Origin of the sequence: Clostridium sp. AM43-3BH (assembly GCF_003479985.1) — a bacterium.
Lineage (GTDB): Bacteria > Bacillota > Clostridia > Lachnospirales > Lachnospiraceae > Otoolea > Otoolea fessa.
Map to the genome: position 1 here is coordinate 631,394 of NZ_QUIH01000001.1, position 26,464 is coordinate 657,857.

The following is a 26,464-nucleotide window of genomic DNA, read 5'->3' on the forward strand; positions in this document are numbered from 1 at the left end:
AATTATCATAACGAAATTCGACTAAGCCAGCGAAACCCTTGTAAAATCAAGGTTTTTCTTGGTTGTCCCTATTATACCGCTATCTCCTTTCAGCACATTGAAAAACTGAGGAAATTCATCCAGACTTGTCCGGCGGATAAATTCACCGATTCCGGTCTTATGGCTTCCATCCGGCATGATTTGATTTCCGATCACGCGCGGGTCAAAATCAAGCTTGAACATCTTTCCATCGCCCAGCTTATTTTCTTTCATCAGCTCATCACGGCGTGTTTCGGCGTCCATGTACATACTTCTGAATTTGTACATTTTGAACCGTTTTCCGTTTTTTCCGACTCTTTCCTGGGTAAAAAAGATCGGTCCCGGTGATGACAGATAAATCGCAGGTGCAAGAAATAAAAAGAGTACCGCCGTCAATGCACAGCCGATCAGTCCGCCTATGACATCCATCATCCGTTTGAGAAAAAGCTGGAAAGACGACGCATAATTGATGCTCGTTGTCAGCACGGTATACGGTCCTATTTTCTCCACAAACTGTCTCTTTCCCGGCACACTTGTCACTTTTGCCAGGTTCAGATGCACCGTTACGCCGGTTTCTGTCAGCTGGTTCAGCAGCTTATCCGGATATGGCTCCATCTCTGAGGTTATAACAACAACCTCATCAATCCATCCCTGGCAGACATAATGGGGAAGTTCTTCCTCCTCCACTATCACAGGGATTTCTTCGATTTTCTCTCCTACATGCGATTCGTGGCATCCGATCAGGCAGACCCCCGCAATCATGTATTGTGCATAATTGTTTTCCTTGATCGTTTTGACCGTCCGTCCGGCTATGTCCTCATTTGTCACAATCAGCAGAACGCGCTTGTTTCCATCGACTGTTTTTTTTCGCTGCAGATGCCATTTCCAGCATTCACGCACAATATATGCGATTCCGATATAGAAGACAGCCGTCAGCATCAGTGCCAGCCTGGAATACCTCTGCCCTTCCTGCAGAAGGAACAGATATAAAAGAGCACTGCCTTCTATCAAAACGGCCTGCTTGACAGCTACTATAAATTCCACAAAATGGTCTCTTCTTATGACTCCCCGCATTGTCTCCCGGCAAACCAGCAAAATCAGATCCATCAGTCCTAAGAAAATCGCCATATTCCGATACAAAATCGGTGTGTATATATCCCATCCATACCCACTGCATGCATAGGCAAGTATTAATACCGCCTGCAGAGAAATCACATCCAGGATGATGAAATCGATATGCTTCATCCATCCGCCTGAATCTCTTCTGTACATATCTACCGCTCCCCCGTCAATGCCTATTGCAATCGACTTTGTAAATCAGCCTCTCAAGGTACCGGCAGGTACCTCTCTTACCAGGTACCTGCCGGCTTCCGCGGCCTTATCAATTAGTTCTTATGAACCAATGTAAAGACTGCATTGCCCGGAATTGTTACATTAACAGAGTTTGTTGCATGATCAATCCCGTTGACCGGAGCTAATTTCCACTTATGATCGGTTTCACTGTAGTAGTAGATTTCTACATTCTGAACATCGCCCAGAGCTGCTACTGCAATATTTACCGTGACCGGATCACTCACTACACCGCCATTTGCATCGGTTGTCATGAGCTGCTGTGCCGGCATAAGCGGAGAATATCCAACCAGTGCCGGATCACCCGTTACACGATACAGCGGAACACCTGCATTGATCTCAAACACTTTTTCTGCAACAGCCCAGCTATTGCCGTCTTTGATCTGCTGATCGGATGCGAACCCAACCGAACTGCCATTTGCAGTATTTCCCTGCGAAACAGTAATACCGTTGGAACCATTCTGACCACTATTCTTGATACCCGTAGATGTCTTGTTGGTAATGGTTCCCGCATTTACATTGAGACCTGCGCTCTTGGAAGAGGCAGAACCTGAACTGCTTCCTCCGTGACTGACTGTCGCGTTTGTGTTCGGGCTCGCTGCCATTGCCAGTGTGCCCGGCACTGCCATGATTGCTACTGCCATCATGAGTGCTGCGTACTTCTTTTTCATTTGAACCTTCCTTTCCGGCTTTCAAAGCCTTTGCTTTTTAAGCTTTTTCTTTATAAAAAAGATTGATGACAATCTCTTTTAGCTCATCCATATCTGGGTAAAACTCTTCGAATTTTCCCTGATATATTTTTCCCGACAGTTCAATAAAATCACCGTCTTCCATGGCATCCGGACTGTTCAAAAGCGCCAGTCCCATGTCCATGTACTGGTCCTTTGCCATGTTGGTGATCGCCAATTTCTGTATTCCATCCACCAGCCGAGTTATGGTGGTTTTGTCTGCCGCCTGACTTTCCTTTGCCTTCTGAATAAACGCTTTCAGATATCCTTTCTGCCGGTGAAGACGAATACTTGCGGAACCCTCTTCGTCCACATCCCGGAAGCGGACATATTTTTCTGTCAGATCTCCGGTCAGGTTGACTGTTTCTCCCATCTTGAAATCTTCTGGATACTGGTTTGCGACCATCTCATCATCCACAGTAACCGGCACACCACCGACTGCATCATTGAAATAGGGAATCGAATCCATATTGACTGCAAAGTATCCGTCGATCTTAAGACCAAATAAAAGTTTAGAAAGGGCTTCTGCTGTCAGTTCACAGCTTTCTTCCCGCCCGTCTCCAAACGCATACGCCAGCGTCAGCTGCTGTGTCTCGGTCCCCAGAGGTTCCCCAAAATAGTCAAATACCTCTATCTCCGTCATTGTATTTCTTGGAATCAGAACAATCTGAGCCTGATCTCTGGACGCGTCCTCGGCGATCAGAAAGATGGCATCGGCATCGCCGCCTTTTCCCGAAACTACCTGTGATGCCATCTCGCCCTTCGTATCAATACCCATACAAAGAATGGCTCTCATCGCTGTATTCCGGCGATATTTCTTTCCATTCCAGGTCAAAATCCCATTTTTCTGGTCTTCTGCATCCTTGTTTTCCTGCTGCCCGCGTGCTTCCATCTCCTGCACGGCTGCTTCTCTCTCTTCATATCTGTAATACGCATGGATACCGAATCCCACGCAGGCGATTCCCAGCGCCGCTCCGGCAATCCATCGAATCATATTCTGCTTTTTCATTTATCCGACTCGTTTTCGTAATATTTACTATATTTGGAATATTTTCCATAATATCTATGATAGTATCCGCTGCCTGCCATATCGACACGATTCAGTACGGCTCCTAAAATCCGGCAGCCCGTCCGCTCAAGCTGGTTTTTTGCTTTCTGCACCAGGCGATAACTGAGCGCCCCGCTTTCAACTACCAGGATAGCTCCGTCACAGCGCTGGGAAATAATAGCTGCGTCAATGACACTTCCAAGAGGCGGCGTATCAATGATGATCGTGTCATATTCATTTCTTGCCCATTCAACCAGCCGCGCAAATGCGTCTTCTCCCAGCAATTCCGCCGGATTCGGCGCCATCGGGCCAGAGAAAATGATGTCAAGATTTGGCAGATTGGTATGATACAGAATATCCCCCAGCAGTTTCTGTCCTGTCAGGTACTGCGTCAGACCGTAAATCTGCTGCCCGAATCCGAAGCGGGATACCAGCACGGATTTGCGGATATCGGCATCAATAAATAAAACTCGTCCCTCTGTCTGTGCCATTGAAATCGCCAGCTGGGAAGATGTCTCACTTTTTCCCTCATCCGGCATCGTGCTGGTCAGCATGATCACTTTCAATCCACTGCCCGAAAACTGAATGTTGGTACGGAGTGTTTTCATTGCTTCCTCATATTGATAGTCTTTTTTTTCATCCTGTGTAACCTGGATAAATAGATTCTGGTTTGCCATGCTCTCCTACCTTCTTTCGTTTTTCTCTTTTCCGGTAAATGGATTGATGATATCCCAGATGCCGGAGGTACGTTTTACTTTTTTCTCGCCTCTTCCGTGAATCTTGCTCTCCGGAATCACAGCCAGTACCGGCAGTTCCAGATATTTCTCCACATCTTCCTCTGACTGAATCGTATCATTCAAAATAACAGTCAGGCTAATGTATGCACACACCAAAAAGGCTGCTATCAAAGCGCCAATCGCAGCATTTTTGGTATTGCTCGGACTGGTCTTTTTAACAGCCACCTCACCGCTCTCGATGAGTTTCGGCGGTGTCATCTCCATGATTTCTCCTACATAGTCCGATGCCACTTCTGCCGTCGTATCAACGATCTTTTTTGCCATTTCCGCATCCGGATCCTGCGCTGAGATGCTCAGAATACGTGTATCTTTCGGATTCTCCACTTCAATCTTCTTAACCAGGTTTTTATAGTCCATGTCCAGATGAAGTTTATCGACTACCTCTTCCATGACCGAGCGGCCGGTAATGATCGTCTTGTAATCCTGCGTCAGCTGCGTGCCAATCTGCAGGTCGGCCAACGATGTCAGCGTTGTTTCTTTTGTCAGTACATAGATTTTTGCGGTTGAAGTGTACTGCGGTGTGAGCAAAAAGTAACTATATGCCCCTCCAATTGCTCCTCCAATCACAAGCGCTCCGATGATAATCCAGAGTTTCCGGAGCAATGCATACAAAATCTCTCCGACATCAATTACATCCTCGTCATCCCACGCCTGTTTTTGACTCTCTTTCGTTTCCATACCTTACAAATTTCCTTTTCTTTCTTTTTTTCTGACCGGCATTCTGCCAATCTGTTTCAGATGTATTTTAGAGTTCCTCTTATAATCGTTCATCCAGGATTATTTTTTCTGGATTCTCCACTGACAATTGTCTGGCCAATGTATCCCCGCCTTTTTTCCGGATCCAGGCAAGCGCCCTGTCACTGTCCGGTGCACGGTGATGAACCCCATGCATATCGGTTCCCAGAAAACTGATATATCCCGCCAGCAGCACTTTACGGCACCAGCGCCGTTCCAGTCTCTCACGTAAATTCCAGACATTTCTAAGCTTTATCAGACTTCCGTAATTCATCTGAAGATAAGCTCCCTCCTTCTGAAGCTCTGTCAGACGTCCTGTCTTTCTTAGACACTGATAACGCTCAATATGCGCCAGCACTGGGAAATATCCCGCCAGCAGCAGCTCCCGGACTGCATTCTGTATCTGACTCCACTGCGACTGGGGAAGGAATTCTACCAGAACATAATGACTTCCCGCCAGTGTCAGCAGTTCTCCCCTCTGAAGCATATCAGCCATGCCTTCAAAATATTGTATTTCCTGCCCGCTATACAGTCGCAGCTCCGGCATCACCTTCTGAACCGCTTTTGCCATCTGCTCCATAAGTCTCTGTATCTGTTCCGGTTTTGTCCGCCAGTGATAAACGGTATAATGAGGGGTTGCTATCACATTGCGCACACCTTGCTGATATGATTTCCGAAGCATCCGAACACTGGCGCCTATGCTTTTCGAGCCATCATCAAGTCCCGGAAGAACGTGTGTATGTATGTCCGAAATTCTTTGTTCTTTTTTTTTCGGCTCTTCCTGCGATTTTTGCAACATTCTATTCTCTCCCTTCGCTCTCAGCGCCGCTTTGTTCTCCATGATATTTTTTTAGGAATGTATCATAATACTGTTTTTCTGCATTCGCGCCCTTGTTTCTCCCGTCCATGCCAGAATTTCCGTCTTTGACCATATCCAGGTAAGGAGAATCTTCTTTCCATGGTCCCAGAGCCAGAAGCCGTCCATAACGTTCTCCCGTCAGATCCAGCCATCCATGCGTCTGCTTTTTTCTGCGGTAACAGCCACAGCTTTTTGTATGTCCACTTTTTAAATGCGTTCCGTAAACCAGACAGATGTTTCCGCAATCGCATTGGCACACCCAGTATCGGTGAACTCCTGTCTTCTTCTCGCTCTGTCTTATAATCAAAAGATGTCCATATTTCCGCCAACCAGATTTTCCTGCTTTATATATGTCCCTGTATATGACATAATATGTATTATGTCATTGCTGCATTCCTTTTTTTTATAAATTCTTTACTATTGTACTTTAAAATATTACAAACTACAACCGCAACGCAAACTGGAATATTGCGTTTTTTTTGTTTTGAAAATAATATAATCAGAAAATCAACGTTTTCCTTTTTTCTTTTCTCTCATCGGCTGTAAAAGTCCTCATATCACGGCACACTGTATATGACATGATACATATTATGTCATTGCCGTATTCCTTTTCATTTTACACTCTCTGATTTCCGAATATTTGCCTCTACAGCATTCACTGCAATCGGATCACTTACGTGATTTCCATTTGCATCCGTTGTCTGGCGAATGATCTACCGCGTAAATTTCTCCGCGATCGCACCGCTATAGTACGCATTCAGCAGTTTTTCCAGATCTTTGATCTTCTCTTTCAGTTCCCGTCCGATATCGGTATCCCCGACGCACTTGCGCTCCGGCACCCATTTGACCATACGGCTCTCGGAGTGGATATCACTCTCCTTCTCGATCGCCGCCTCGGTGGACTCAAACGGATCGTGCGCTGCCAGAATCAGACCGTAGGAGTTGTAAATCAGCGTATACCCCGCGATACCGGTTTCTTTCTGATATGCCCTTGAGAAACCACCGTCGATAACGAGAAGCTTACCGCCGCATTTGAGCGGGCTCTCGCCGTCTTTGGATTTGACCGGGACGTGACCGTTGATGATGTGCGCGCCCTCCGGCTCCAGGCCAAACTCACGGAGAATGCGGTCAAGCACTTCCTCATTTTCCAGCATATCGTAATACGGATTTTTTACTTCTTTATGTGTCTCTTTTTCTGCCAGAAAATAGCGCTCAAACGTTGCCATCTTGTCCTTGCCGAACAGCGGGGAATTTTCATTCAGCCAGATATACCACATCATGTCCCTGCCTTTTTCCCGCTCTGCCTTATCGACCGCGACAAACCCCTTGCGGACATAATTGTCCAGAATATCGTATAGCGCCTTTCCCTTATATTGCTTGCCGTAGATCTCTACCTCCTTGAAGGTACCGTCCTTATTTAACGGAACGCAGCCATGGTAAAGAAGATTATTGTTGTATACTTTATAGAGACTTCCCTTCGCCAGCAGAAACTTCATATGCTGCTGCAGCTTCTCGCAGTTCATGAATGCACGTTCCAGACGTTCCATAATATCCGCTTCTTCCGGTGTAAATGCATATGGATCTTTCGGATCCACCGTCGGGAAATTCATATCGAGCATCTTGTACTCTCTGCCATCCATTTCCAGAACGCCGCGCTCAAAATCAATATGATGCAGAAGATTTCGTTTCTCCAGACCAAATTCCGGATGGCGCTTGATGATCTGCCCTTCCGCCTTGAACTGGATGATCGAGATCGCCTTGTGCATCTTCTGGTTCATCTCGCGCTCAGACGCACTGTAAGAGTCACTGCCCTTTAACTGGAAGCAGGTGCACGGGTCATCCCCATATGTATTGATCGCAAAGGTTGCCAATGGAAGAAGGTTGATGCCGTAACCATCCTCCAAAATATCCAAGTTTCCATATCTCGCACAGATACGGATTGCGTTTGCAATACAGCCCATCTGTCCCGCTGCCGCGCCCATCCAGAGCACATCGTGATTGCCCCACTGGACATCAATCGAGTGATAGGTCATCATCTTGTCCATGATGATATGCGGTCCCGGACCCCTGTCATAGATATCGCCTACGATATGAAGATGATCGACCGTCAGGCGCTGAATCAGCTCGCTTAGCGCTATAATAAAGGCTTTCGCCCGTCCCACACGGACAATCGTCTGGACGATGGCATCGTAGTAGGATTCCTTGTCCTGCAGATCACCGCGCTCAGTCAGAAGTTCTTCCAGCACATAGGCAAATTCCTTCGGAAGCGCCTTGCGGATCTTCGAACGCGTGTACTTGCTCGCTGCCCGGCGGCAGACCGCAATCAGACGATAGAGTGTGATCTTATACCAGTCATCCGGGTTCTTCTCCGTCTGCAGAATCCGGCTCATCTTCTCCGCCGGATAGTAAATAAGGGTTGCCAGTGACTGCTTGTCCTGACGGCTCAGGGTATTTCCAAATACATCGTCAATCTTTCGCTTGACGGAACCGGAACCATTTTTCAACACATGAGAAAATGCCTCGTATTCCCCATGGATATCGGTCAGGAAATGTTCCGTTCCTTTCGGCAGATTTAAGATCGATTCCAGATTGATGATCTCCGTCGATGCCGCTGCAATCGTCGGGTAAAGCTCTGCCAGTCGATCCAGATAACGCGCCTGCAATGATTTCATGTTTTCTCTAACCCCTCCTGTTTGCGGACGCCCCTTTTGACCCTTTTTCACCCAATCCCGTGCAGCCTGCTTCCGATGCCCGTTATGCATATAAAACACACGCAAAAGATACACGCAGAAAGATGGAAAAGAATTTGTAATGCTTGTTGCAAACAATTACAAAAAATCGAAATGGCGTCTCATTTTTAATTCTGATACTTGTATCTTATCACACTTCTATTAAAAACGCCATTTCGATTCCTATAATAAGTATTATTAGTATTTGCGGGCAATCACGTATTTCTTCTTAAATTTAAAACTTATACCGCATCTGATACCAGATCACGTTTCCATGCACCGATTCCGAGATCCCCTCATTCACAAATCCAAACTTGGCATAATAGGCTATCAATTTTTCCTTGCACGTCAACACAAGTCCCTTCCTCCCCTGTTTTCTGGCATCCTCGATGGCGCACTGGAGCAACTGTCCCGCATAGCCATGTTTCCGGTATGCCGGGATCGTATTGACACCAAAAATCATCTGCCATGCGCCGTTTTCATCGTGCATTTCTGCCCGTTCGTACATCTCATCCGTCAGATCCGGCTTGTCTGTGACGAAGCCGTCCACAAACGCAATCAGCTTTTCGCCTTCAAACATGAGCCAGAAATGATTTCCATAATACTTAATTCTCTCCTCAAACTCCTCTTTCGTTGCGGCTTCCGCTGCCGGAAAGCATTCTGCTTCCACGGCTGCAATCTGAGCCAGATCTGCTATTGTCGCTGTTCTTATCTCCATAATATCTCGTATCATCCAATTATCCTCGTTCGAGGATAAAAAAATAATCTCCTTTCTCTCTTCAAAAGCATTCGCCCATATAATTCAAGTCGAACGTCCGTGAGACTTGGCGCGTGATTCTGGTCAGCGAAGCTGACATATTCTTTACAGAATCACTGCGCATCCTCGCGGAGCGTTTAACTCAGGCGAAGAATGGACTCCCACTGAGACAAATTTGCTATTACTCACCACCTGAAGAGGTGGGAGTCTTCTCGACTGAGATAAAAAACAGAATAATTTCGGTTCTTTCTTTGCAAATAAGCCAATGCATATAGTTTTCCCCATACACATCGGCTTATTTCACGCATCAGGCGGATCTCTCGATCCTGCCTTTTACTTCATATTCAACTATTTCCGCAGCTGTGCCAGGCGCTCCTGTACCTGTGCCATCATCTGGCGGTATTTCTCCAGCTTCTCACGCTCTTCGGCAATCTTTGCCTCCGGTGCGCGGCTGACGAACTTTTCATTACTTAACATGCCCTCGGAACGGGCAAGCTCTTTTTTCAACTTCTCCTCTTCCTTGGTCAGACGCTCGATCTCCTTGTCCAGATCCACCAGCTCTGCAAACGGCATATAGATGGTTGCCTTTGCAGTCACAGCCGATACGGCATCGTCTGCGATTCCGCTCTTGTCCTTCTGAAGGACAACCTCGCTCGCATAGCCAAGAGTTGCGAAGAATACACGGCTGTGCTCGAAGATGGCCAGAACTTCCGGATCCTCGGATACAACGTATACTTTTGCCTTCTTGCTCGGCGGTACGTTCATGGATGTGCGGACGCCGCGGATCGCGCGGACTGCATCCTTGATCGTCTCTACAGCTTTCTCCTCGTCTGCGAAATTCCACTCATCCTTGTACTCCGGCCAGGAAGAAATCATGATGGACGGTTCCTCATCCTGCAGGTTGCAGAAGATTTCCTCGGTGATGAACGGCATATATGGATGCAGCAGTTTCAAGGACTGAATCAGAACCGTTTTCAGGGTCCAGAGTGCAGCTGCCTTGGTGGTGTCTTCCTCGGACCAGAGTCTCGGTTTTACCATCTCGATGTACCAGTCGCAGAACTCCTCCCAGATGAAATCGTAAACCTTCTGGAGAGCGATTCCCAGCTCGTACTTATCCATGTTCTCGGTAACATCTTTTGCCAGCGTGTTGACCTTGGAGAGGATCCAGCGGTCAGCCATCTGCAGGTCAGAAAGCTTCACATCCGTTACCGGCGCTTTTTCGATGTTCATCATAATGAAACGGGATGCATTCCATACCTTGTTTGCAAAGTTACGGCTGGCTTCCACACGCTCCCAATAGAAGCGCATATCGTTGCCCGGTGCGTTACCGGTCATCAGGGTCATACGAAGTGCATCGGCGCCGTACTTGTCGATAACCTCAAGCGGATCGATACCATTTCCAAGGGATTTACTCATCTTGCGTCCCTGGGAGTCGCGTACCAGACCGTGGATCAGGACGGTGTGGAACGGCTCTTTGCCAGTCTGCTCCAGACCGGAGAATACCATACGGATAACCCAGAAGAAAATGATATCGTATCCGGTTACCAGCACATCGGTCGGATAGAAATATTCATATTCCGGTGTGTCCTTCGGCCAGCCGAGCGTAGAGAACGGCCACAGGGCGGAGGAGAACCAGGTATCCAGCGTGTCCTCATCTTGATGCAGGTGGGTGCCGCCGCATTTCGGGCATACCGCCGGTGCGCTCTTGGCAACAGTCATCTCGCCGCAGTCATCACAATAATAAGCCGGAATCCGGTGTCCCCACCAGAGCTGACGGGAAATACACCAGTCACGGATGCCCTCAAGCCAGTGCAGATAGGTCTTTCCGAAGCTCTCCGGAACGAATTTAAGTCTGCCGGATTTAAGTGCCTCTACCGCCGGTTTCGCCATCTCTTCCATCTTGACAAACCACTGTGGTTTTACCATCGGCTCTACGGTTGTGCCGCAGCGGTCGTGAGTACCTACGTTGTGGGAATGCGGAACGACTTTGACTAAAAGTCCCATTTCCTTCAGATCCTCTACCATGGCTTTTCTCGCCTCGTAGCGGTCCATGCCCTGATATTTGCCCGGTACGCTGATGGTTGCATCGTCATTCATGATGCAGATCTCTTCCAGGTTGTGGCGTTTTCCTACCTCAAAGTCGTTCGGGTCATGTGCCGGTGTGATCTTTACGCAGCCGGTACCGAACTCTTTATCTACATACTCATCCGCGATGACTGGAATCTCTCGGTCGGTCAGCGGCAGTTTTAACATCTTGCCTACGATATCCTTGTAGCGCTCATCCTCCGGGTTGACAGCTACCGCAGTATCGCCTAACAGCGTCTCCGGACGGGTGGTTGCGATCTCGACGAAACGTCCCTCTTCGCCGACGATCGGGTAATTGATGTGCCAGAAAAAGCCGTCCTGCTCCTCATGCTCTACCTCGGCATCCGAAATGGAAGTCTGGCAGACCGGGCACCAGTTGATGATACGGGATCCCTTGTAAATATAACCTTTTTCATACAGTCTGGTAAATACTTCCAGAACCGCCTCGGAACAGCCCTCGTCCATCGTGAAACGCTCGCGGTCCCAGTCAGCGGAGGAACCCAGCTTGTGAAGCTGTTTTACGATACGGCTGCCGTACTCTTCTTTCCACTCCCATGCTTTCTCCAGGAAGCCCTCACGACCCAGATCATGCTTGTCAATGCCCTGCTCTTTCAGCTTATTGATAACCTTAACCTCCGTTGCGATCGCCGCATGGTCGGTACCCGGCTGCCACAGTGCCTCATAGCCCTGCATTCTCTTGTAACGGATCAGGATATCCTGCATGGTGTTATCCAGCGCATGTCCCATATGAAGCTGTCCGGTAATATTTGGCGGCGGCATCACAATCGTGAACGGCTTCTTGCCGTTTCTGCGTCCACGCTCTGCATCGGCGTGGAAATATTTGCTGTCCAGCCATTTCTGATACAGGCGATCTTCAATATCCGCCGGATTATATGTCTTTTCCAGTTCTTTCATTGATCGATTCTCCTTTTGTGTTTTAACTCATCAAATGCTGTTTATCCTCGCATTCTATCATGAACCGCATCTTGTTTACCTTCATTTTGTGTAATTTCCGATGCAGTTTCTTACATCTGTTTCCGGACAATCTTGTACTCATCATCCGTCTGGTAGTACGGGCAGACAAAACGCTGGTTGCTTAAAAATGCCGCCATCTCGTCCTCATCCAGATCTGCCTCGCACAGATAATACCCATAATCATCGTCATAGACATAATTGCCGCACGTGTCACAGCTTGTCAGCGGACCCTGTTTTTTCATCTGTTTTGTCCTTTCCGAAGCGCGTTTCCTATGAAAAAGAATGTGCCTTGGCACATTCTCGCGCCGAGCGCGGTCGCTTGCGACATGTTTCTGCTTCGCGCGAGTGCGCATCCTCGCGGAGCGTTTTTTGTTTCATAGGACGTAATTTCCTATGAAATGAAAAAGCCCCTTGCAGACATATCATCTGCAAAGGGCGTCATATACGCGGTACCACCTTAATTCAATCAGGATTTCCGCCTGCCGGTGTTTTCTTTGCACACATCCAGACTTTACCCCAATCCTCTTGATTCTATAACGGGAACTCCCGGGATCTCTTATCCACCACTCTCTTTCACAACATTCCTAAGTCATAGCAGAACGCGGTTTTTCAGAAATCCGGCTCCGAAGCTACCTTCCACATCCGTTTCCCGGAACCGTCTCTCAACCTGCGCGGTTCTCTCTGTCAGGGCTTCTATGTGTACTCCTCTTCTTCACTGCCTTTCATTTTTCAGTTCCTTGTTATCATAGAGGTTTTTCGGGAAAATGTCAAGGTTTTCGGCACAGGTTGATAAATGATATATGCCCGTTACTGGGCACGTATGCGTGAACAGTAACATATGCCCTGGCTCCTCCCACTTTAAAGACGCCCCGCTGTAACAGCTGCACAGTCCCTACTTCGGCAGCGTATCCTTATACTGTGGATACGTCCCATCTGTCACCAGCTTTGCGTATGCATCATATGCCTCCTGCAGATTCTCATACTTTTTATCCTTCGAAAGATATTCCTTATACTGTGTTGGAGTCAGATGACCGGCGATTGCTATATAATTACCAGCTTTATTCACTCGCATAGCGGTAGTTGTTTCTGAAATATAAAACCTTCCATCTGCTGTACTGATAATAACCGGTATCTTCTTTCCTGCACCAACCGAATCTGAGGATATATCTACAGATGTCCAAAATAAATATCGCTTCGACTTATCCTTTGCATCTCCCAGATAGGCCCAGGTTCCCTTTTTTAACAGGCTGTCCTCCTCAATCTTCGCCTGTATCTTGGGAAGCATATTGGATTTTGTACAGTTGGAATCAATTTCAAAATTGTTGTTATCACCCAGCATTTCCAATATGCCACTATTATTCAAGGGCTCATGTACATCGCAATTGATATTAAACGCATATTTCTGTTCCGAACCGCCTGTACCCTTTCCGCTTTTCCAGTTAAAAAGCACTCCCGAATCCGGCCGATAGGAAACTTCACACTCCCCACCCGGAACCGGATAACCAATCCAGTTGGCCGTATCACCCTGATCATTATAATGCATCACTCCACCTATCGTCACCGGGTCATGCGACTGCCATTTTTCTTTTTTCTGCTTCAGCTTTACAACCTTCACTTCATTCTCTGTATCCTCAATCATGACCGCTGCCATAACCTCTGCATATGCAGAACGGACATTGGCAAGATCCGTGGCCTCCCGGCTGGTCTCCAGCTGCCTGGTAAAAATGGGAATAGAAATTGCAGCTAAAATGGAAACTATCGCAACGACTACCAAAAGCTCCGCCAGCGTAAAGCCCTTTTTCCTGTTCTGCATATGAATTTCCATTCTTATCACCCGCCTGTCACCTTTATCTTTTTCTTATTCTATCACATGATTCAAAAAAATTCACGAAAAACATTTTTCATCTGACGCACATTCCCATAAATTGAAAGAAGAGACCTCCGCCTGCGGTTTTCACCGCAAAGCATCCGCCTCTTCCCAATTTCGTTGCTGTAATCAGGTTCCTGCCGTCAATTAAAACAGCGGAACAACCGCTCCATCGTACTTCGCCTCGATAAATTCTTTGATATCATCGCTTGTCAGGACTTCCATCAGAGCTTTTGTCTTGTCGCTCTCCTCGTCACCCTCACGGACTGCTACGACATTTCCGTATGTCTGGGCTGCCAGAGAGTCAGAAGCCTCTACTGCCAGAGCATCGGTTACCTTTAAACCAGCCTCGATTGCGTAGTTGCCGTTGATAACTGCAATATCAGCATCCTGTAAGGAACGCGGAAGCTGTGCTGCCTCAAGTTCTACGATATCCAGGTTCTTCGGGTTCTCTGTAATATCATTGATAGTTGCGGTCAGACCTGCATCCTCTTTCAGTGTCAGAAGACCCTGATCCTGAAGAAGCAGAAGTGCTCTTGCCTCGTTGGTTACATCGTTTGGCACCAGAACCTCTGCGCCGTCAGCCAGCTCATCTAAAGAATCGCTCTTGCCTGCGTAGATGCCGAATGGCTCATAATGGATTGCACCTGCACTTACCAGATGAGTGCCATTCTCCTCATTGAAGGTATCCAGATATGGTTTGTGCTGGAAGTAGTTTGCATCCAGATCGCCGGACTCCAGTGCGTTGTTCGGCTGTACATAATCAGTATACTCTACGATCTCCAGATCGTAGCCCTTGTCTGCCAGAAGGTCTCTTGCAGCTTCCAGGATCTCAGCATGCGGTGCCGGGCTTGCGCCTACTACCAGCTTCTCCAGATCGCCGTCTGCCTCTTTTGCCTCTGCGGTGGTCTCCTCTGCTGCCTCTGCAGCGGTCTCAGCAGTTGTCTCATTCGAGCTGGAAGAGCAGCCTGCTAAGGATGCAGCTGCCAGCAGTGCCAGGAATGTGGTTCCTAAGAATGATTTTTTCATAGTGATTTCCTCCTCTTCGTGTGTTTAAACAGTTCCTTTAAATTTATATTTCAGAAATGTCCTGCATCTGCCACAGACGATAGGCTGCATTTCATTTCTGTAAATATCTTATTAACGGATTCTCTTATCACTTCTTCTCGAACTTCGCGTAAAGATCTCCTGAATCAGCTGTGCGATAATAACCAGAATCACAACGGTAACCAGCATCATATCTGCCTGATAACGGTGGTATCCATATCGGATCGCCACATCGCCCAGACCGCCGGCGCCGACACAGCCTGCCATCGCGGAATATCCGAGGATTGTCGTGATCGAAATCGCCGCGCCGACTAACAGGGACGGCTTGGACTCCGGAAGCAGCACCTTGAAAATAATCTGCCAGGTTGAAGCGCCCATTGATTTTGCTGCTTCAATCACGCCTGCATCAATTTCCTTTAATGACGCCTCTACCATACGGCTGATGTACGGGAACGCCGCGATTACCAGCGGTACAACTGCCGCATTTGCTCCGATCGTCTTTCCCACGATCGCGCGGGTCAGCGGCATTACCATCGCTAACAGGATGATAAACGGCACCGAACGGAGCAGGTTGACAATCACGCCCGCCACTTTGTTGAACAGCGGCACCGGACGGATGCCGTCTTTATCGGTTACAACCAGCGCCACGCCGAGCGGGATGCCGATCAAATAAGAAATCAGAGAAGAAAGACCTACCATATATAAGGTTCTCCAGGTCTCTTTTACCAGCATACTGACTGTCTTCGCATCAAATACCATCTTAGCGCACCTCCTCATAGGTCACACCGACCGTTTTTAAATAATTGCAGATACGCCCTGCATCTACCTCGTCCTCCGGGAGCTGCAGAAGCATCTGTCCCATCGCCTTGCCCCCAATATCGTGGGTATCCGCGAGAAGGATATTGACCGGAACCTTGCAGGCTAATACCATATTGGAAATAATTGGCTCCGAGGATTCCTGTCCATTGAAAATAACGCGGATCTGGCGCGCTCTGGTAAAGCTTGTCTTCTGCCCTGCCGTCTCACCGAGAATCAGCTGCCGCCCAATCTCCGACTTCGGACCGGAGAAAATCTCTGATACCTTGCCAGACTCTGCAATGTGGCTGTGGTCGATGATCGCCACACGGTCACAGATAGACTCAATCACCGCCATCTCATGGGTAATCACGATCACAGTAATGCCGCGTTCGCGATTAATCTTCTTGAGAAGCTCCAAAATCGATTTTGTCGTGTTCGGGTCGAGCGCACTCGTCGCCTCATCGCAAAGCAGCACCTTCGGGTTCGTGGACATCGCGCGTGCAATCGCCACTCGCTGTTTCTGTCCGCCGGAGAGCTGTGCCGGATATGCCTTCATCCGTTCTTCCAGACCGACTAATTTTAAAAGCTCAGCCGCCCGTTTCTTCGCCTCTGCTTTCGGGACACCGGCAATCTCCATCGGAAAGCACACATTCTGGAGTACATTTCTCTGTGCCAGAAGATTGAACTGCTGGAAAATCATCCCCATCGACTGTCTGGCTTTCCGAATCTCCGCCTCCTTCATCATCGACAGGTTCTGTCCCTCAAAAATAACCCGTCCCGCCGTCGGTGTCTCCAGATAATTGATACACCGGACCAACGTACTCTTTCCTGCACCTGACAGACCGATAATTCCAAAAATCTCACCTTGCAGGATTTCCAGGTTAATATCATCTAACGCGGTCACCGTTCCGTTCGTTGTCTGGAATTGCTTTCCCAGTCCTTCCAGGCAGATGATCGCTTTCTTTCTCTGCTCCATTGTCTTTTCCCCTCTCTTTTTCGAATATACAGCATTGATACCCTGTCGCATAAAAGATGCCACTACTGTTTTTCTGTCACAGGAAGCAGTTAGTGCCTTTTTGTGTCATAAGGAATTCCAAGGAATTTCCTATGACACAAAAAAGCCGCGAATCCAGTACGGATCGCGGCTTCCTATGCTATACTTACAGGTCTATCCGACCAGCCCGTTCCGTCTTTCATGCACACAAATATGACAGCACATCATACACATGCCGTTCATCATCATATTCATCTGCATGGCTTTACTCTGACGCATCGGACCTGTCCCCTTTCAGCTTATATTCCCTTATTCCTGATAGGAATTATTTGTTTATGAAGATACACCCATTTTCCGGGTTTGTCAAGTGTTTCCTGAATTTTTAAGAGCTATTTTTTAGAGCTATTTCACTCCTGCTCCGGTTTTTGCACAGCTTCTCTTCTTTTTGATGTCTGGAGTTCCCGTGCTTCTGCACGGCTGCGGCGCAAATTTTCTCCTGGCATCTCCTGTTTCCGGCTGCGCCCTTTCTCACGCTCGCGGATGCGATCCGGCGTGCGGCTCTCAATGATATAGCGCGGGCGGTGCTTCGACTCCAGATAAATCTTTCCGACATACTCTCCGACGATTCCGACCGAGAGAAGAAGCAGTCCGCCGATAAACCAGAGCGATACCATCATGCTCGCCCAGCCGGTGATCGTATTGCCCCGGAAGAAATCAACCACCGCCCAGATAAGGAATCCAATACTGACAAAAAATGCCGCAATTCCCATGAACGTAATCATCCGGATCGGCTTTGTGCTCAGCGAAGTGATGCCCTCGATCGCAAAAGCCAGCATCTTTTTCAGCGGATATTTGCTCTCCCCTGCTGCCCGCTCTTTACGGTCATAATATACCACATCGGACGGATAGCCGATCATCGGGACAATCCCGCGCAGAAACAGATTGACCTCCGAAAATTCCGCCAGCCCTTCCAGTGCCCTCCGGCTCATCAGGCGGTAATCCGCATGATTATACACGGTGTTCGCTCCCAGCGCATTCATAATCTTATAAAATCCCAGCGCAGTTGTACGCTTAAAAAATGTATCCGTCGCCCTGTGGCGGCGCACACCGTACACGATGTCACAGCCAGCCATATACCGCTCGATCATCGCGTCGCATGCGTCCACATCATCCTGCAGATCGGCATCCATCGAGATCGCCGCGTCACACCGCCGTCTCGCCGCCTCAAAAAGCCCGGCTAAAAGCGCGTTCTGATGACCGCGGTTGCGGCTCAGCTTCACACCTGCAAACCGCTCGTCCTTCTCATGGAGTTCCTCGATCAGCTTCCATGTTCTATCCTTCGAACCGTCGTCTACCATCAGCACCCGGCTTCCCGGATGAATCCGGCGGCTGCGGGTTAAATCATCTAATTTTTTACCTAAAAATTCTGCCGTCAATGGCAGAACTTCCTCTTCGTTGTAGCAAGGCACCACGATATAGATAACCGGTGCATTTCTCATACTGTCATCTCCTGCCCGGGTCACTGTCCCTTCTATGCAGACAAGTCCCCTCGTATTTTCAAAAGCAGGTTTCCAGATACAGGTATCTTGCCAGAATCCTCCTGCAGCTGAAATCTGCTTTTTCCGTATTTTCCTATTATATAGGAACTACATTAAAAAGAAAAGTAAATTTTTGACACATCCACCCGATTCCGGTATAATAGAATTGATATTTTTATCACTTTACTATTACTCGCCACCTAAAGAGGTGGGCGTCTTCTCGACTGAGAAAAAATCAAAAAAAGCCATCTATCAGGAGGTATTCATATGTCAAAAACCGAAAAAGCAAAGGTATATTTTACAGATTTCCACACCATTGCATTTGGCGACGGTCTCCCTACCAAATTAAAAAAACTGATCCGTAAAGCCGGGATCGGTTCCATCGATATGGATGGTAAATTTGTCGCTATCAAGATGCACTTTGGTGAACTTGGAAATATCAGTTATCTGCGTCCGAATTATGCCAAAGCCGTTGTTGATGTCATCAAAGAGCTGGGCGGCAAACCATTTTTAACAGACTGCAATACGATGTATCCAGGCAGCCGCAAGAATGCGCTCGAGCACCTGGAATGCGCCTGGGAAAACGGATTTACCCCGTTGACTGTTGGATGTCCAATCATCATCGGTGATGGATTAAAAGGCACCGATGACATCGCTGTTCCGGTGGCCGGAGGCGAATACATCAAAGAAGCTAAGATCGGCCGCGCCGTCATGGACGCCGATGTCTTTATCAGCCTGACCCATTTCAAGGGACATGAGATGACCGGCTTCGGCGGTACGATCAAAAATATCGGCATGGGCTGCGGTTCTCGCGCCGGTAAGACCGATCAGCACAGCAGTGGAAAACCACACGTCAAGGAAAAGCTCTGCCGGGGCTGCCGCCGCTGTCAGAAGGAATGTGCCAACGGCGGTCTCGTTTTCGATGAAGCCTCCAGAAAAATGCACGTGGATGCTGAGCACTGCGTCGGCTGCGGACGGTGTCTCGGCGCCTGCAACTTTGACGCGATCGAATTTGACAACAACGCAGCCAACGAGCTGTTAAACTGCCGTATGGCGGAATACACAAAAGCCGTTGTGGATGGACGTCCAAACTTCCATATTTCCCTGGTCGTTGACGTCTCCCCGAACTGCGACTGCCACGGTGAAAATGACGTACCGATCCTTCCAAATCTTGGTATGTTTGCTTCTTTCGATCCGCTGGCACTCGATCAGGCCTGTGTGGACGCCTGTCTGGCCGCTGCTCCGATGCCGGGCAGCCAGCTTGCAAAACATCTTGCTGATCCGGATTTCCACGATCACCATGACCATTTCACAAATTCCACACCAGAATCTGAGTGGAAAAGCTGCCTGGCACACGCGGAGAAGATCGGTCTGGGAAGCCGGGAGTATGAATTGATCACACTATAATAACATCACCCCCATCTGCCAGCTGTTCCGCCGGTCTTTTTGCGGCCGCAGAGCTGTGAAAAACGGAGCCGCCCCGGTCTTTTCTGCCGGTCGGCTCCGTTTTATGCTCTTCTTTATTTCTGAATCCAGACACCATTCGCATCGACTCTATATCCGTCCGGTGTCGTTCCATTGACAAACAATGCTCCGTCAGCACTCACATAATACCAGTATCCATTCGTCTGAATCCAGCGGCTCTTCGCCATAGCCCCGCTTTCGGTATAATAATGCCAGGAGCCGTTTACCATCTGCCAGTCACGCGCCATCCACGCATCTGCATGGAAATAGTATGTCTCCCCCTTGATCAGGAGACTCTCATTTGCCGCGTAGGTTCCGTTTGCTTTCAGGTATTTCCATTCATTTCCAAACTGCTGCCACGCACCGTCGCCCTGAGCAGCTGCATTGCCAGCTCCAGAGCTACCCGGTCCACCCTGGCTGCCGGAAGAAGAGGTATTTTTGCTGGTCGTATTGCCGGACGGCTTGCTGGAATTTGACGTACTGTTGTTCGCCGCATCCGATACCGAGGTGTTCGTGCCAGCCGGTGTGCCGGATGCGCTTCCCGCCACTGCAAAACCATAGTCCAGCAGCTTCTTCGTATCGTCATAATGGGTCTGCGAACTCTTTAAAATAACTGCAATCAGGCGCACGCCATTTCGCTCTGCACACGTTACCAGCGTGTTGCCTGCCAGGGAGGTATAACCGGTCTTTCCGCCTATGATTCCCTCATAGTACTGGGAATTTGCCGGATTGAGCATCTTATGTCCCATCGTAAGCGTCCGCACCGTCGGCACGCTGGCAGTCGCCGGGAAATCGTAATGCAGGGTCGATGCAACCTGACGCACCGTCGCATTATTGAATGCAGCATTTGCAATCAGCGCCATATCATGTGCGGTTGTAAAATGGTTCGCATTGTTCAGACCGTTCGGGTTTGCAAAATGCGTATGTGTGCATCCTAAAGACGCTGCCTTCTCATTCATCTTATCCGCAAACGCGCTGACACTGCCGGACACATGCTCCGCCAGTCCGTTTGCCACCTCATTTGCCGATTTTAAAAGCAGACCATAGAGACAGTCCTTAACCGTAAAGGTATCGCCCGCCTTGACCTGCAGCGTCACCGCGCCCGATTCCAGATTCGAAACTGCCGTCTGGGAAAAGGTTACCGTATCACTCAGATTACAGTTTTCCGCTACCAGAAGCGCCGTCATCAGCTTCGTGATGCTGGCTGGATAATACTGCGTATCCGCATTCTTGGAAAACAGGAACTGGTTGTGCGTCGCATCATAGAGCACTGCGCCCTGCGCTGCCACCGTCGGCTGAGCTGCATTCTGTGAAGTAACCGTTGCTCCCGAAGGAACTGCGCCGGAGACCGAGCCTCCTGCCGCCTGTCCCGGACCGGTCGCCCCATCTGTCGCAGCAAATGCCGTCCATGACACAGACATCATAAGTGCCATTCCCAGGCAGAGGGAACGCACGGATTTTTTCCATATATTCATCGTATATTGTCCTTCCTGTATGTATTTTCGCTTTTCTCCTACCCGCCAGCTCCCGCAAACGTAAAGTTACGTTCACTCATTGCGCGGACTTTAACGGATTTTGCCAGTGCTGCGCAGGTACAAATCATGCAAATCTGTCTTACATTTTACTTCATTTTAAGCGACAATACAAGTTGAAAGGAAAATTTGAAATTATTACAATTTTATTACAAAAACAGGTAGCCGAAGGACATTCAGCTCCTCCAGCTACCGCTTGATTCTTTTTGTATCTTCTCTTTAAATCGTTGACCAGCTTCGCCGGTTTCCAGTTAACGCCGTCTTTGCATACGCCGTGCGTCACAGAATCCATCTTGTCATGCAGATCTTCTGCATTCCAGACGCTTTCTATTTTTATTTAATAAATTTTTACAGATACTTCTTCCGCAGATCTGCCCCACTCTCTGCCGACAGATACGCCGGTGCCACATCAAAGACGGTCTTGCAGCCCTTCTGGCCTTCCTGGTTCATCTTGTATGCCGCGCGTGCGTATGCCACGATGATGGAGGAAGTAAATTCCGGGTTGGAATCCAGCTTTAAGCTGTACTCGATGATATGGTGGTTCTCTTTGTTCCAGCCGGTCTTACCGCTGCGGAGTACGAAACCACCGTGCGGGAGACGGTTGTGATCGCGTTTCAGTTCTTCTTCGGTGATGAAATGAACCGTTGTGTCATAATCAGAAAAGTAGTTCGGCATGGTCTTGATCTCATTCTCGATCTTTGCCTGATCCGCTCCCTCTTCTGCCACAACAAAGCACTCTCTGGTGTGTTTTTCGCGGGTGGTCAGCTCTGGGCTGCTGCCGCTTCTGACTGCCTCCAGTGCACTTTCAACTGGGATTGTGTACTGTCTGGCATCCTTGACGCCCTCGATCCGGCGGATCGCATCGGAATGTCCCTGGCTGACGCCCTTGCCCCAGAATGTATAATTTTCGCCCTCCGGCAGGCATGCAGCTGCATAGAGACGGTTCAGGGAGAACATACCCGGATCCCAGCCAACGGAGATGATGCCAACCTTTCCGGATTTCTGTGCGGACTCATCGACTGCTGCGAAATGCTCCGGAATCTTTGCATGGGTATCGAAGCTGTCCACTACGTTAAACCACTGTGCATATTTCGGGGTCTGAACCGGCAGATCCGTAGCCGAACCGCCGCAGAGAATCAAAACGTCGATCTCGTCTTTCTTCGCCTCTGCCTCATTTACATGATAAACCGGTACGCCCTCGGTCAGGATCTTGACCGTTTCCGGCGCACGCCGTGTAAATACTGCTTTCAGTTCCATATCCGGATTCTGGCGGATCGCACACTCCACGCCGCGTCCCAGATTTCCATATCCTAAAATTCCAACTCGGATACTCATAGATATTCCTCCTAACGGTACAAAATTTGCCACGGATCCGGCTCTATTTTCCAGCTTACGCGATCCGATTTTACTTAAAAATTTCAAGTGTTCCCATTATACACTAGATCCATCCGTTTTTCAATATAGGTGAGTTCACGCGTACAGGAAACAAATTCTCATTTAATTCTCAACGAAAGCCTTATTCCAGCTCCTTCATTCCGGTATACAGCTCAAAATACCGCCCTTTCTGCGCCAGCAGATCTTCATGGTCGCCGCGCTCAATGATCTGCCCGTGCTCCAGCACCATGATCGCATTGGCGTTGCGGACTGTCGAAAGCCGGTGGGCGATGACAAAGGTCGTCCGGTCCGCCATCAGCCGGTCCATGCCGTGCTCGATGTGCTTCTCCGTCCGCGTATCGACCGAACTCGTCGCCTCATCCAGAATCAGGATCGGTGCTTTAGAAACTGCTGCCCGCGCAATGTTTAATAGCTGGCGCTGTCCCTGGCTTAAGTTTGCACCGTCGCCCTCCAGCATCGTGTCATACCCATCCGGCAGACGCATGATAAAGGAATGCGCCGATGCCGTTTTTGCCGCCTCAACAACTTCTTCATCCGTGGCATCCAGCCGCCCGTATCGAATATTTTCCCGTACCGTGCCGGTAAAAAGATGCGTATCCTGCAGAACCATCGCGATATTTTCCCGCAGCTCCTTCCGGTGCATCCGGCGGACATCGACGCCGTCCACCGTGATCGAGCCGCCCTGTATATCATAAAAACGGTTGATCAGATTCGTGATCGTCGTTTTTCCGGCTCCCGTCGAACCGACAAAGGCGATCTTCTGTCCCGGCTTCGCATAGAGCGAAATATCCTTCAAAATCACCTGCCCAGGCTCATAGCCGAAAGTCACATGGTCAAGCACCACCTCACCGCGGATCGGCGCGATCGAAACCGCATCCGACGCATCTGCCGCCTCTGGTTCCGCATCCAGCACTGTAAACACGCGCTCCGCGCCTGCCAGCGCCGAAAATACGTTTCCAACCTGCATGGAAAGCTCGTTGATCGGTCTGGAAAATTGCCGCGAAAAACCTAAAAATACGGTCAGTCCACCGACATCAAAGTTCCGGAACACACAGAGCAGACCGCCAATGCAGGCTGTCAGTCCATAATTTAACTGGCTTAAATTGTTCATGACCGGTCCCATCACACCGCCGAAAAACTGCGCCCGGATCTGTTTTTCTTTCAGATCCGCATTGAGCCATCCAAATTCTTCCTCTGCGATCTCCTCATGGCAGAATACCTTGACGACCTTCTGCCCCTGCACGGTCTCCTCAATATAGCCGTTCATCGCGCCAAGCGCCGCCTGCTGGGCAGAGAAATATTTCTGGCTCCGTCCGGCAACAAATTTACCGGCACGCAGCATCACCGGCATCATGGCAAGCGTAATCACCGTCAGCCACACGTTCGTGTAAATCATCAGCACCAGCGTTCCCACAATACTGAGTGCGCCGGATAAAAGCTGCACCAGCGTACTGCTGAGCATCATGCCGATCGTATCCACATCGTTTGTAAAACGGCTCATCAGATCGCCGTTGCTGCCGGTATCATAAAACCGAAGCGGAAGCGTCTGCATATGGTTAAACAGCTCTTCCCGCAGCCGCTGCAGCGCGTTTTGCGCCACCTGCAGCATGATGCGCGACTGCATATAGGCAGCGGCAACGCTGACTAAATAAACCGCTCCCATCACGCACAGGGAACGGAACAGCCCCGCCACATCGCCCCGGCTGCCATCTAAAGGCACAATATACCGGTTGATGATCGGGCGCAGCATATAGGCGCCCGCCAGATTTGTCACCGTCCCCAGGATCACACAGAAAAAGGCGACTGTCATCGCCATCCGGTCGCGTTTTAAGTATGAAAGCAGGCGCAGCATCGTCTGACCGCCCGCCTTGGGCTTTCCGCCCTTCATGACCGCCATCCGTTCCGGTCCCCGGCGGCGTTTCGGCGCGTCGGCTATGCGGCTGCCATATCGGCGTTTCAGGCTTTCAATCTGTTTTTCATCCATCATGCCATCCCCTCCCCGTCTGCCCGTTTTCCATATTGCGTCTCATAGATCTCCCGGTACGCCTCACAGGATGCCAGCAGCTTCTCCTGCGTTCCCTCTCCGATAATCCTGCCGTCCTCAAGGACGAGAATCCGATCCGCGTATTCCAGCGAACTCAGCCGCTGTGCGATAATAAATTTCGTCGTATCTTTCAAATCTTCCCGGAATGCCGTCCGGATCGCCGCCTCCGTTGCCGTATCGACCGCACTGGTGCTGTCGTCGAGAATCAGGATCTTCGGCTTCTTTAAGAGTGCCCTTGCGATGCACAGCCGTTGTTTCTGACCGCCAGATACATTGACGCCGCCCTGTCCCATCTCCGTTTTGTAGCCTTCGGCAAACGAATTCACAAAGGAATCTGCCTGCGCATACACTGCTGCCCGCCGCACTTCTTCCTCCGTCGCCGTCTCATCACCCCAGCGCAGGTTTTCCTCGATCGTGCCGGAAAACAGGACGTTTTTCTGTAAAACCATGCCAACGCCGTCCCGGAGATTTTTCAGGGAATACTCCCGCACATCGATACCATCCACCCGCACACTCCCCTCTGTCACATCATAGAGGCGGGGAATCAGCTGTACCAGCGACGTTTTTCCGCTTCCGGTCGCACCGAGGATGCCGATCGTCTCTCCCGGCTCTGCCGTCAGGCTGATGTGGGATAGAACCGGCTCACCGCCTTCGCGGTATGAAAAGGAAACATCCTTAAATTCCACGCGTCCTTTCTCAACCTTCCGGTCCTTCTGTGATGCATTTTCATCGCTCAGATCAATCGGCTCATCCAGCACCTCATCGATTCGCCGGATGGACGCCATCGCGCGGGAACTCTGCAAAAATACCATTGAGAGCATCATAAGTGACATCAGAATCTGTACAATGTAGGTCGTAAATGCCGTCAGATCTCCGACCGCCATCCGTCCGCCGATAATCAGGTTTCCGCCGAACCAGACAATTGCCAGTGTCGTCACATTCATCGCGAACATCATGACCGGCATCGTCGCAATTACGATCTTCAGCGCCCGCAGCCCTGCCTCCTTGAGCTCCCGGTTCGTGTCGGCAAACCGCTTTTCCTCGTAGTCTTCCCGCACAAAGGATTTCACCACCCGCACGTTCGTCAGCACCTCCTGGATGCCGCTATTGAGCGTATCCAGCGCTTTCTGCATGGCCGTAAACCGCGGGTAGGCAGTCCGTAGGATCCAGACGATCGCCGCCGTCAGAAGCGGAATCACCACCAGGATGACAGCTGCCAGTTCCGCATTCATCCAGAACGCCATCACAAGCGCCCCCAGGAACATGCCCGGCGCGCGCAGCATCATCCGAAGTCCCATCATAATCAGGTTCTGTACCTGCTGGATATCGTTCGTCAGACGGGTTACCAGCGATCCCGTGCTGAACGTATCGATATTTTTAAATGAAAACTGCTGCACTCTGGCAAATAAGTCGCGGCGCAGATCGCTGGTAAAGGAAATCGACGCCTTCGCTGCAAAATATGCCCCCAGAATGCCGCCTGCCGCCATCAAAAAGGAGGTAATCGCCATCACAAGTCCCATTTTGAGAATGTATCCGCCGTCTTTCTGCGCCACGCCATGGTTAATAATCATCGACATAAATTTGGGCAGCAGAATCTCACCCAGCACCTCCGTTACCATCATGAGCGGTCCCAGAATAAAGGCGCTCTTATATGGCAGTATATATGATTTGTATCGTTTCCATTGCTTCACGCTTTTTCCTCCT

General features: G+C 49.5%; 21 protein-coding genes and 1 other annotated feature. Of the genes, 1 reads left to right on the top strand and 20 read right to left on the bottom strand.

The window, feature by feature from the left end; genetic code table 11:
- Positions 1-21: 21 nt before the first annotated feature.
- The 16 genes from DW931_RS02740 to DW931_RS02820 all read right to left on the bottom strand — a co-directional run bounded on the left by DW931_RS02740 (position 22) and on the right by DW931_RS02820 (position 18,286).
- Complete coding sequence (locus DW931_RS02740) at positions 22-1,290, bottom strand: sugar transferase (RefSeq protein ID WP_118626894.1); 1,269 nt, start codon at positions 1,288-1,290, stop codon at positions 22-24.
- Between the two features lie 113 nt (positions 1,291-1,403).
- The gene (locus tag DW931_RS02745; protein ID WP_118482116.1) at positions 1,404-2,039 is read right to left on the bottom strand and encodes a hypothetical protein; all 636 of its coding nucleotides are present in this window, start codon (positions 2,037-2,039) and stop codon (positions 1,404-1,406) included.
- A 37-nt stretch (positions 2,040-2,076) separates the two neighbouring features.
- On the bottom strand, positions 2,077-3,090 hold the full coding sequence (locus DW931_RS02750) for an LCP family protein (RefSeq protein WP_207664431.1): 1,014 nt from the start codon (positions 3,088-3,090) through the stop codon (positions 2,077-2,079).
- An 11-nt stretch (positions 3,091-3,101) separates the two neighbouring features.
- Entirely contained in the window at positions 3,102-3,821 is a 720-nt protein-coding gene (locus tag DW931_RS02755; RefSeq protein ID WP_118482118.1) for a CpsD/CapB family tyrosine-protein kinase, read from the bottom strand.
- Between the two features lie 6 nt (positions 3,822-3,827).
- A complete protein-coding gene (locus DW931_RS02760) occupies positions 3,828-4,619 on the bottom strand; it encodes a Wzz/FepE/Etk N-terminal domain-containing protein (RefSeq protein ID WP_118482119.1) in 792 nt (263 codons plus the stop codon).
- Positions 4,620-4,698: 79 nt separating this feature from the next.
- Positions 4,699-5,517 carry a CpsB/CapC family capsule biosynthesis tyrosine phosphatase gene (locus DW931_RS02765; RefSeq protein ID WP_347474718.1) on the bottom strand — a complete coding sequence of 273 codons (819 nt, stop codon included), beginning with the start codon at positions 5,515-5,517 and terminating at the stop codon, positions 4,699-4,701.
- Positions 5,477-5,842: a hypothetical protein gene (locus tag DW931_RS16170; protein ID WP_243015277.1), complete on the bottom strand. Its 366-nt coding sequence runs from the start codon at positions 5,840-5,842 to the stop codon at positions 5,477-5,479. The genes DW931_RS02765 and DW931_RS16170 overlap by 41 nt, the downstream gene beginning before the upstream one ends.
- A 406-nt stretch (positions 5,843-6,248) precedes the next feature.
- Positions 6,249-8,207, bottom strand: coding sequence for a fructose-1,6-bisphosphatase (locus DW931_RS02775; RefSeq protein ID WP_118523389.1), 1,959 nt, complete (start codon positions 8,205-8,207; stop codon positions 6,249-6,251).
- A gap of 292 nt (positions 8,208-8,499) precedes the next feature.
- The gene (locus DW931_RS02780) at positions 8,500-8,982 is read right to left on the bottom strand and encodes a GNAT family N-acetyltransferase (RefSeq protein ID WP_107000411.1); all 483 of its coding nucleotides are present in this window, start codon (positions 8,980-8,982) and stop codon (positions 8,500-8,502) included.
- Positions 8,983-9,369: 387 nt separating this feature from the next.
- Complete coding sequence (locus DW931_RS02785; RefSeq protein WP_117795594.1) at positions 9,370-12,021, bottom strand: valine--tRNA ligase; 2,652 nt, start codon at positions 12,019-12,021, stop codon at positions 9,370-9,372.
- 110 nt (positions 12,022-12,131) lie between these two features.
- Complete coding sequence (locus tag DW931_RS02790; protein ID WP_022358726.1) at positions 12,132-12,323, bottom strand: DUF6472 family protein; 192 nt, start codon at positions 12,321-12,323, stop codon at positions 12,132-12,134.
- Between the two features lie 186 nt (positions 12,324-12,509).
- Positions 12,510-12,806 (bottom strand) — a binding site (T-box leader).
- Positions 12,807-12,973: 167 nt separating this feature from the next.
- A complete protein-coding gene (locus tag DW931_RS02795; protein WP_207663590.1) occupies positions 12,974-13,906 on the bottom strand; it encodes a type II secretion system protein in 933 nt (310 codons plus the stop codon).
- Between the two features lie 189 nt (positions 13,907-14,095).
- Positions 14,096-14,977 carry a MetQ/NlpA family ABC transporter substrate-binding protein gene (locus tag DW931_RS02800; protein WP_118482121.1) on the bottom strand — a complete coding sequence of 294 codons (882 nt, stop codon included), beginning with the start codon at positions 14,975-14,977 and terminating at the stop codon, positions 14,096-14,098.
- A gap of 111 nt (positions 14,978-15,088) precedes the next feature.
- Positions 15,089-15,754, bottom strand: a complete 666-nt coding sequence (locus DW931_RS02810) for a methionine ABC transporter permease (protein WP_022358729.1) — start codon at positions 15,752-15,754, stop codon at positions 15,089-15,091.
- Between the two features lies 1 nt (position 15,755).
- Positions 15,756-16,769, bottom strand: coding sequence for an ATP-binding cassette domain-containing protein (locus DW931_RS02815; protein WP_118482122.1), 1,014 nt, complete (start codon positions 16,767-16,769; stop codon positions 15,756-15,758).
- Positions 16,770-17,194: 425 nt separating this feature from the next.
- Entirely contained in the window at positions 17,195-18,286 is a 1,092-nt protein-coding gene (locus DW931_RS02820; RefSeq protein ID WP_106999988.1) for a glycosyltransferase family 2 protein, read from the bottom strand.
- Between the two features lie 306 nt (positions 18,287-18,592).
- On the opposite strand from DW931_RS02820, the gene DW931_RS02825 reads away from it, so the two are divergent.
- Entirely contained in the window at positions 18,593-19,732 is a 1,140-nt protein-coding gene (locus tag DW931_RS02825) for a DUF362 domain-containing protein (RefSeq protein ID WP_118482123.1), read from the top strand.
- Between the two features lie 113 nt (positions 19,733-19,845).
- Here DW931_RS02825 and DW931_RS02830 read toward each other — a convergent pair whose 3' ends face one another.
- The 4 genes from DW931_RS02830 to DW931_RS02845 form a co-directional block, all read right to left on the bottom strand.
- Entirely contained in the window at positions 19,846-21,264 is a 1,419-nt protein-coding gene (locus DW931_RS02830; RefSeq protein ID WP_118482124.1) for a D-alanyl-D-alanine carboxypeptidase family protein, read from the bottom strand.
- Between the two features lie 405 nt (positions 21,265-21,669).
- Entirely contained in the window at positions 21,670-22,656 is a 987-nt protein-coding gene (locus tag DW931_RS02835; RefSeq protein WP_118482125.1) for a diaminopimelate dehydrogenase, read from the bottom strand.
- Between the two features lie 181 nt (positions 22,657-22,837).
- Positions 22,838-24,703 (bottom strand): ABC transporter ATP-binding protein, encoded by a 1,866-nt coding sequence (locus DW931_RS02840; protein ID WP_118482126.1) that lies wholly within the window; start codon positions 24,701-24,703, stop codon positions 22,838-22,840.
- Positions 24,700-26,382, bottom strand: a complete 1,683-nt coding sequence (locus DW931_RS02845) for an ABC transporter ATP-binding protein (RefSeq protein WP_118482136.1) — start codon at positions 26,380-26,382, stop codon at positions 24,700-24,702. The genes DW931_RS02840 and DW931_RS02845 overlap by 4 nt, the downstream gene beginning before the upstream one ends.
- Between the last annotated feature and the right edge of the window lie 82 nt (positions 26,383-26,464).

Bases quoted from the DNA above. Each gene is read 5' to 3' on its own strand.
- DW931_RS02760 (WP_118482119.1), bottom strand. From the start codon at position 4,619: ATGGAAACGAAAGAGAGTCAAAAACAGGCGTGGGATGACGAGGATGTA.
- DW931_RS02790 (WP_022358726.1), bottom strand. From the start codon at position 12,323: ATGAAAAAACAGGGTCCGCTGACAAGCTGTGACACGTGCGGCAATTAT.
- DW931_RS02785 (WP_117795594.1), bottom strand. From the start codon at position 12,021: ATGAAAGAACTGGAAAAGACATATAATCCGGCGGATATTGAAGATCGC.
- DW931_RS02810 (WP_022358729.1), bottom strand. From the start codon at position 15,754: ATGGTATTTGATGCGAAGACAGTCAGTATGCTGGTAAAAGAGACCTGG.
- DW931_RS02775 (WP_118523389.1), bottom strand. From the start codon at position 8,207: ATGAAATCATTGCAGGCGCGTTATCTGGATCGACTGGCAGAGCTTTAC.
- DW931_RS02740 (WP_118626894.1), bottom strand. From the start codon at position 1,290: ATGTACAGAAGAGATTCAGGCGGATGGATGAAGCATATCGATTTCATC.
- DW931_RS02765 (WP_347474718.1), bottom strand. From the start codon at position 5,517: ATGGAGAACAAAGCGGCGCTGAGAGCGAAGGGAGAGAATAGAATGTTG.
- DW931_RS02750 (WP_207664431.1), bottom strand. From the start codon at position 3,090: ATGATTCGATGGATTGCCGGAGCGGCGCTGGGAATCGCCTGCGTGGGA.
- DW931_RS02830 (WP_118482124.1), bottom strand. From the start codon at position 21,264: ATGAATATATGGAAAAAATCCGTGCGTTCCCTCTGCCTGGGAATGGCA.
- DW931_RS02820 (WP_106999988.1), bottom strand. From the start codon at position 18,286: ATGAGAAATGCACCGGTTATCTATATCGTGGTGCCTTGCTACAACGAA.
- DW931_RS02780 (WP_107000411.1), bottom strand. From the start codon at position 8,982: ATGGAGATAAGAACAGCGACAATAGCAGATCTGGCTCAGATTGCAGCC.
- DW931_RS02800 (WP_118482121.1), bottom strand. From the start codon at position 14,977: ATGAAAAAATCATTCTTAGGAACCACATTCCTGGCACTGCTGGCAGCT.
- DW931_RS02745 (WP_118482116.1), bottom strand. From the start codon at position 2,039: ATGAAAAAGAAGTACGCAGCACTCATGATGGCAGTAGCAATCATGGCA.
- DW931_RS02845 (WP_118482136.1), bottom strand. From the start codon at position 26,382: ATGATGGTAACGGAGGTGCTGGGTGAGATTCTGCTGCCCAAATTTATG.
- DW931_RS02825 (WP_118482123.1), top strand. From the start codon at position 18,593: ATGTCAAAAACCGAAAAAGCAAAGGTATATTTTACAGATTTCCACACC.
- DW931_RS02815 (WP_118482122.1), bottom strand. From the start codon at position 16,769: ATGGAGCAGAGAAAGAAAGCGATCATCTGCCTGGAAGGACTGGGAAAG.
- DW931_RS02835 (WP_118482125.1), bottom strand. From the start codon at position 22,656: ATGAGTATCCGAGTTGGAATTTTAGGATATGGAAATCTGGGACGCGGC.
- DW931_RS02840 (WP_118482126.1), bottom strand. From the start codon at position 24,703: ATGATGGATGAAAAACAGATTGAAAGCCTGAAACGCCGATATGGCAGC.
- DW931_RS02795 (WP_207663590.1), bottom strand. From the start codon at position 13,906: ATGGAAATTCATATGCAGAACAGGAAAAAGGGCTTTACGCTGGCGGAG.
- DW931_RS02755 (WP_118482118.1), bottom strand. From the start codon at position 3,821: ATGGCAAACCAGAATCTATTTATCCAGGTTACACAGGATGAAAAAAAA.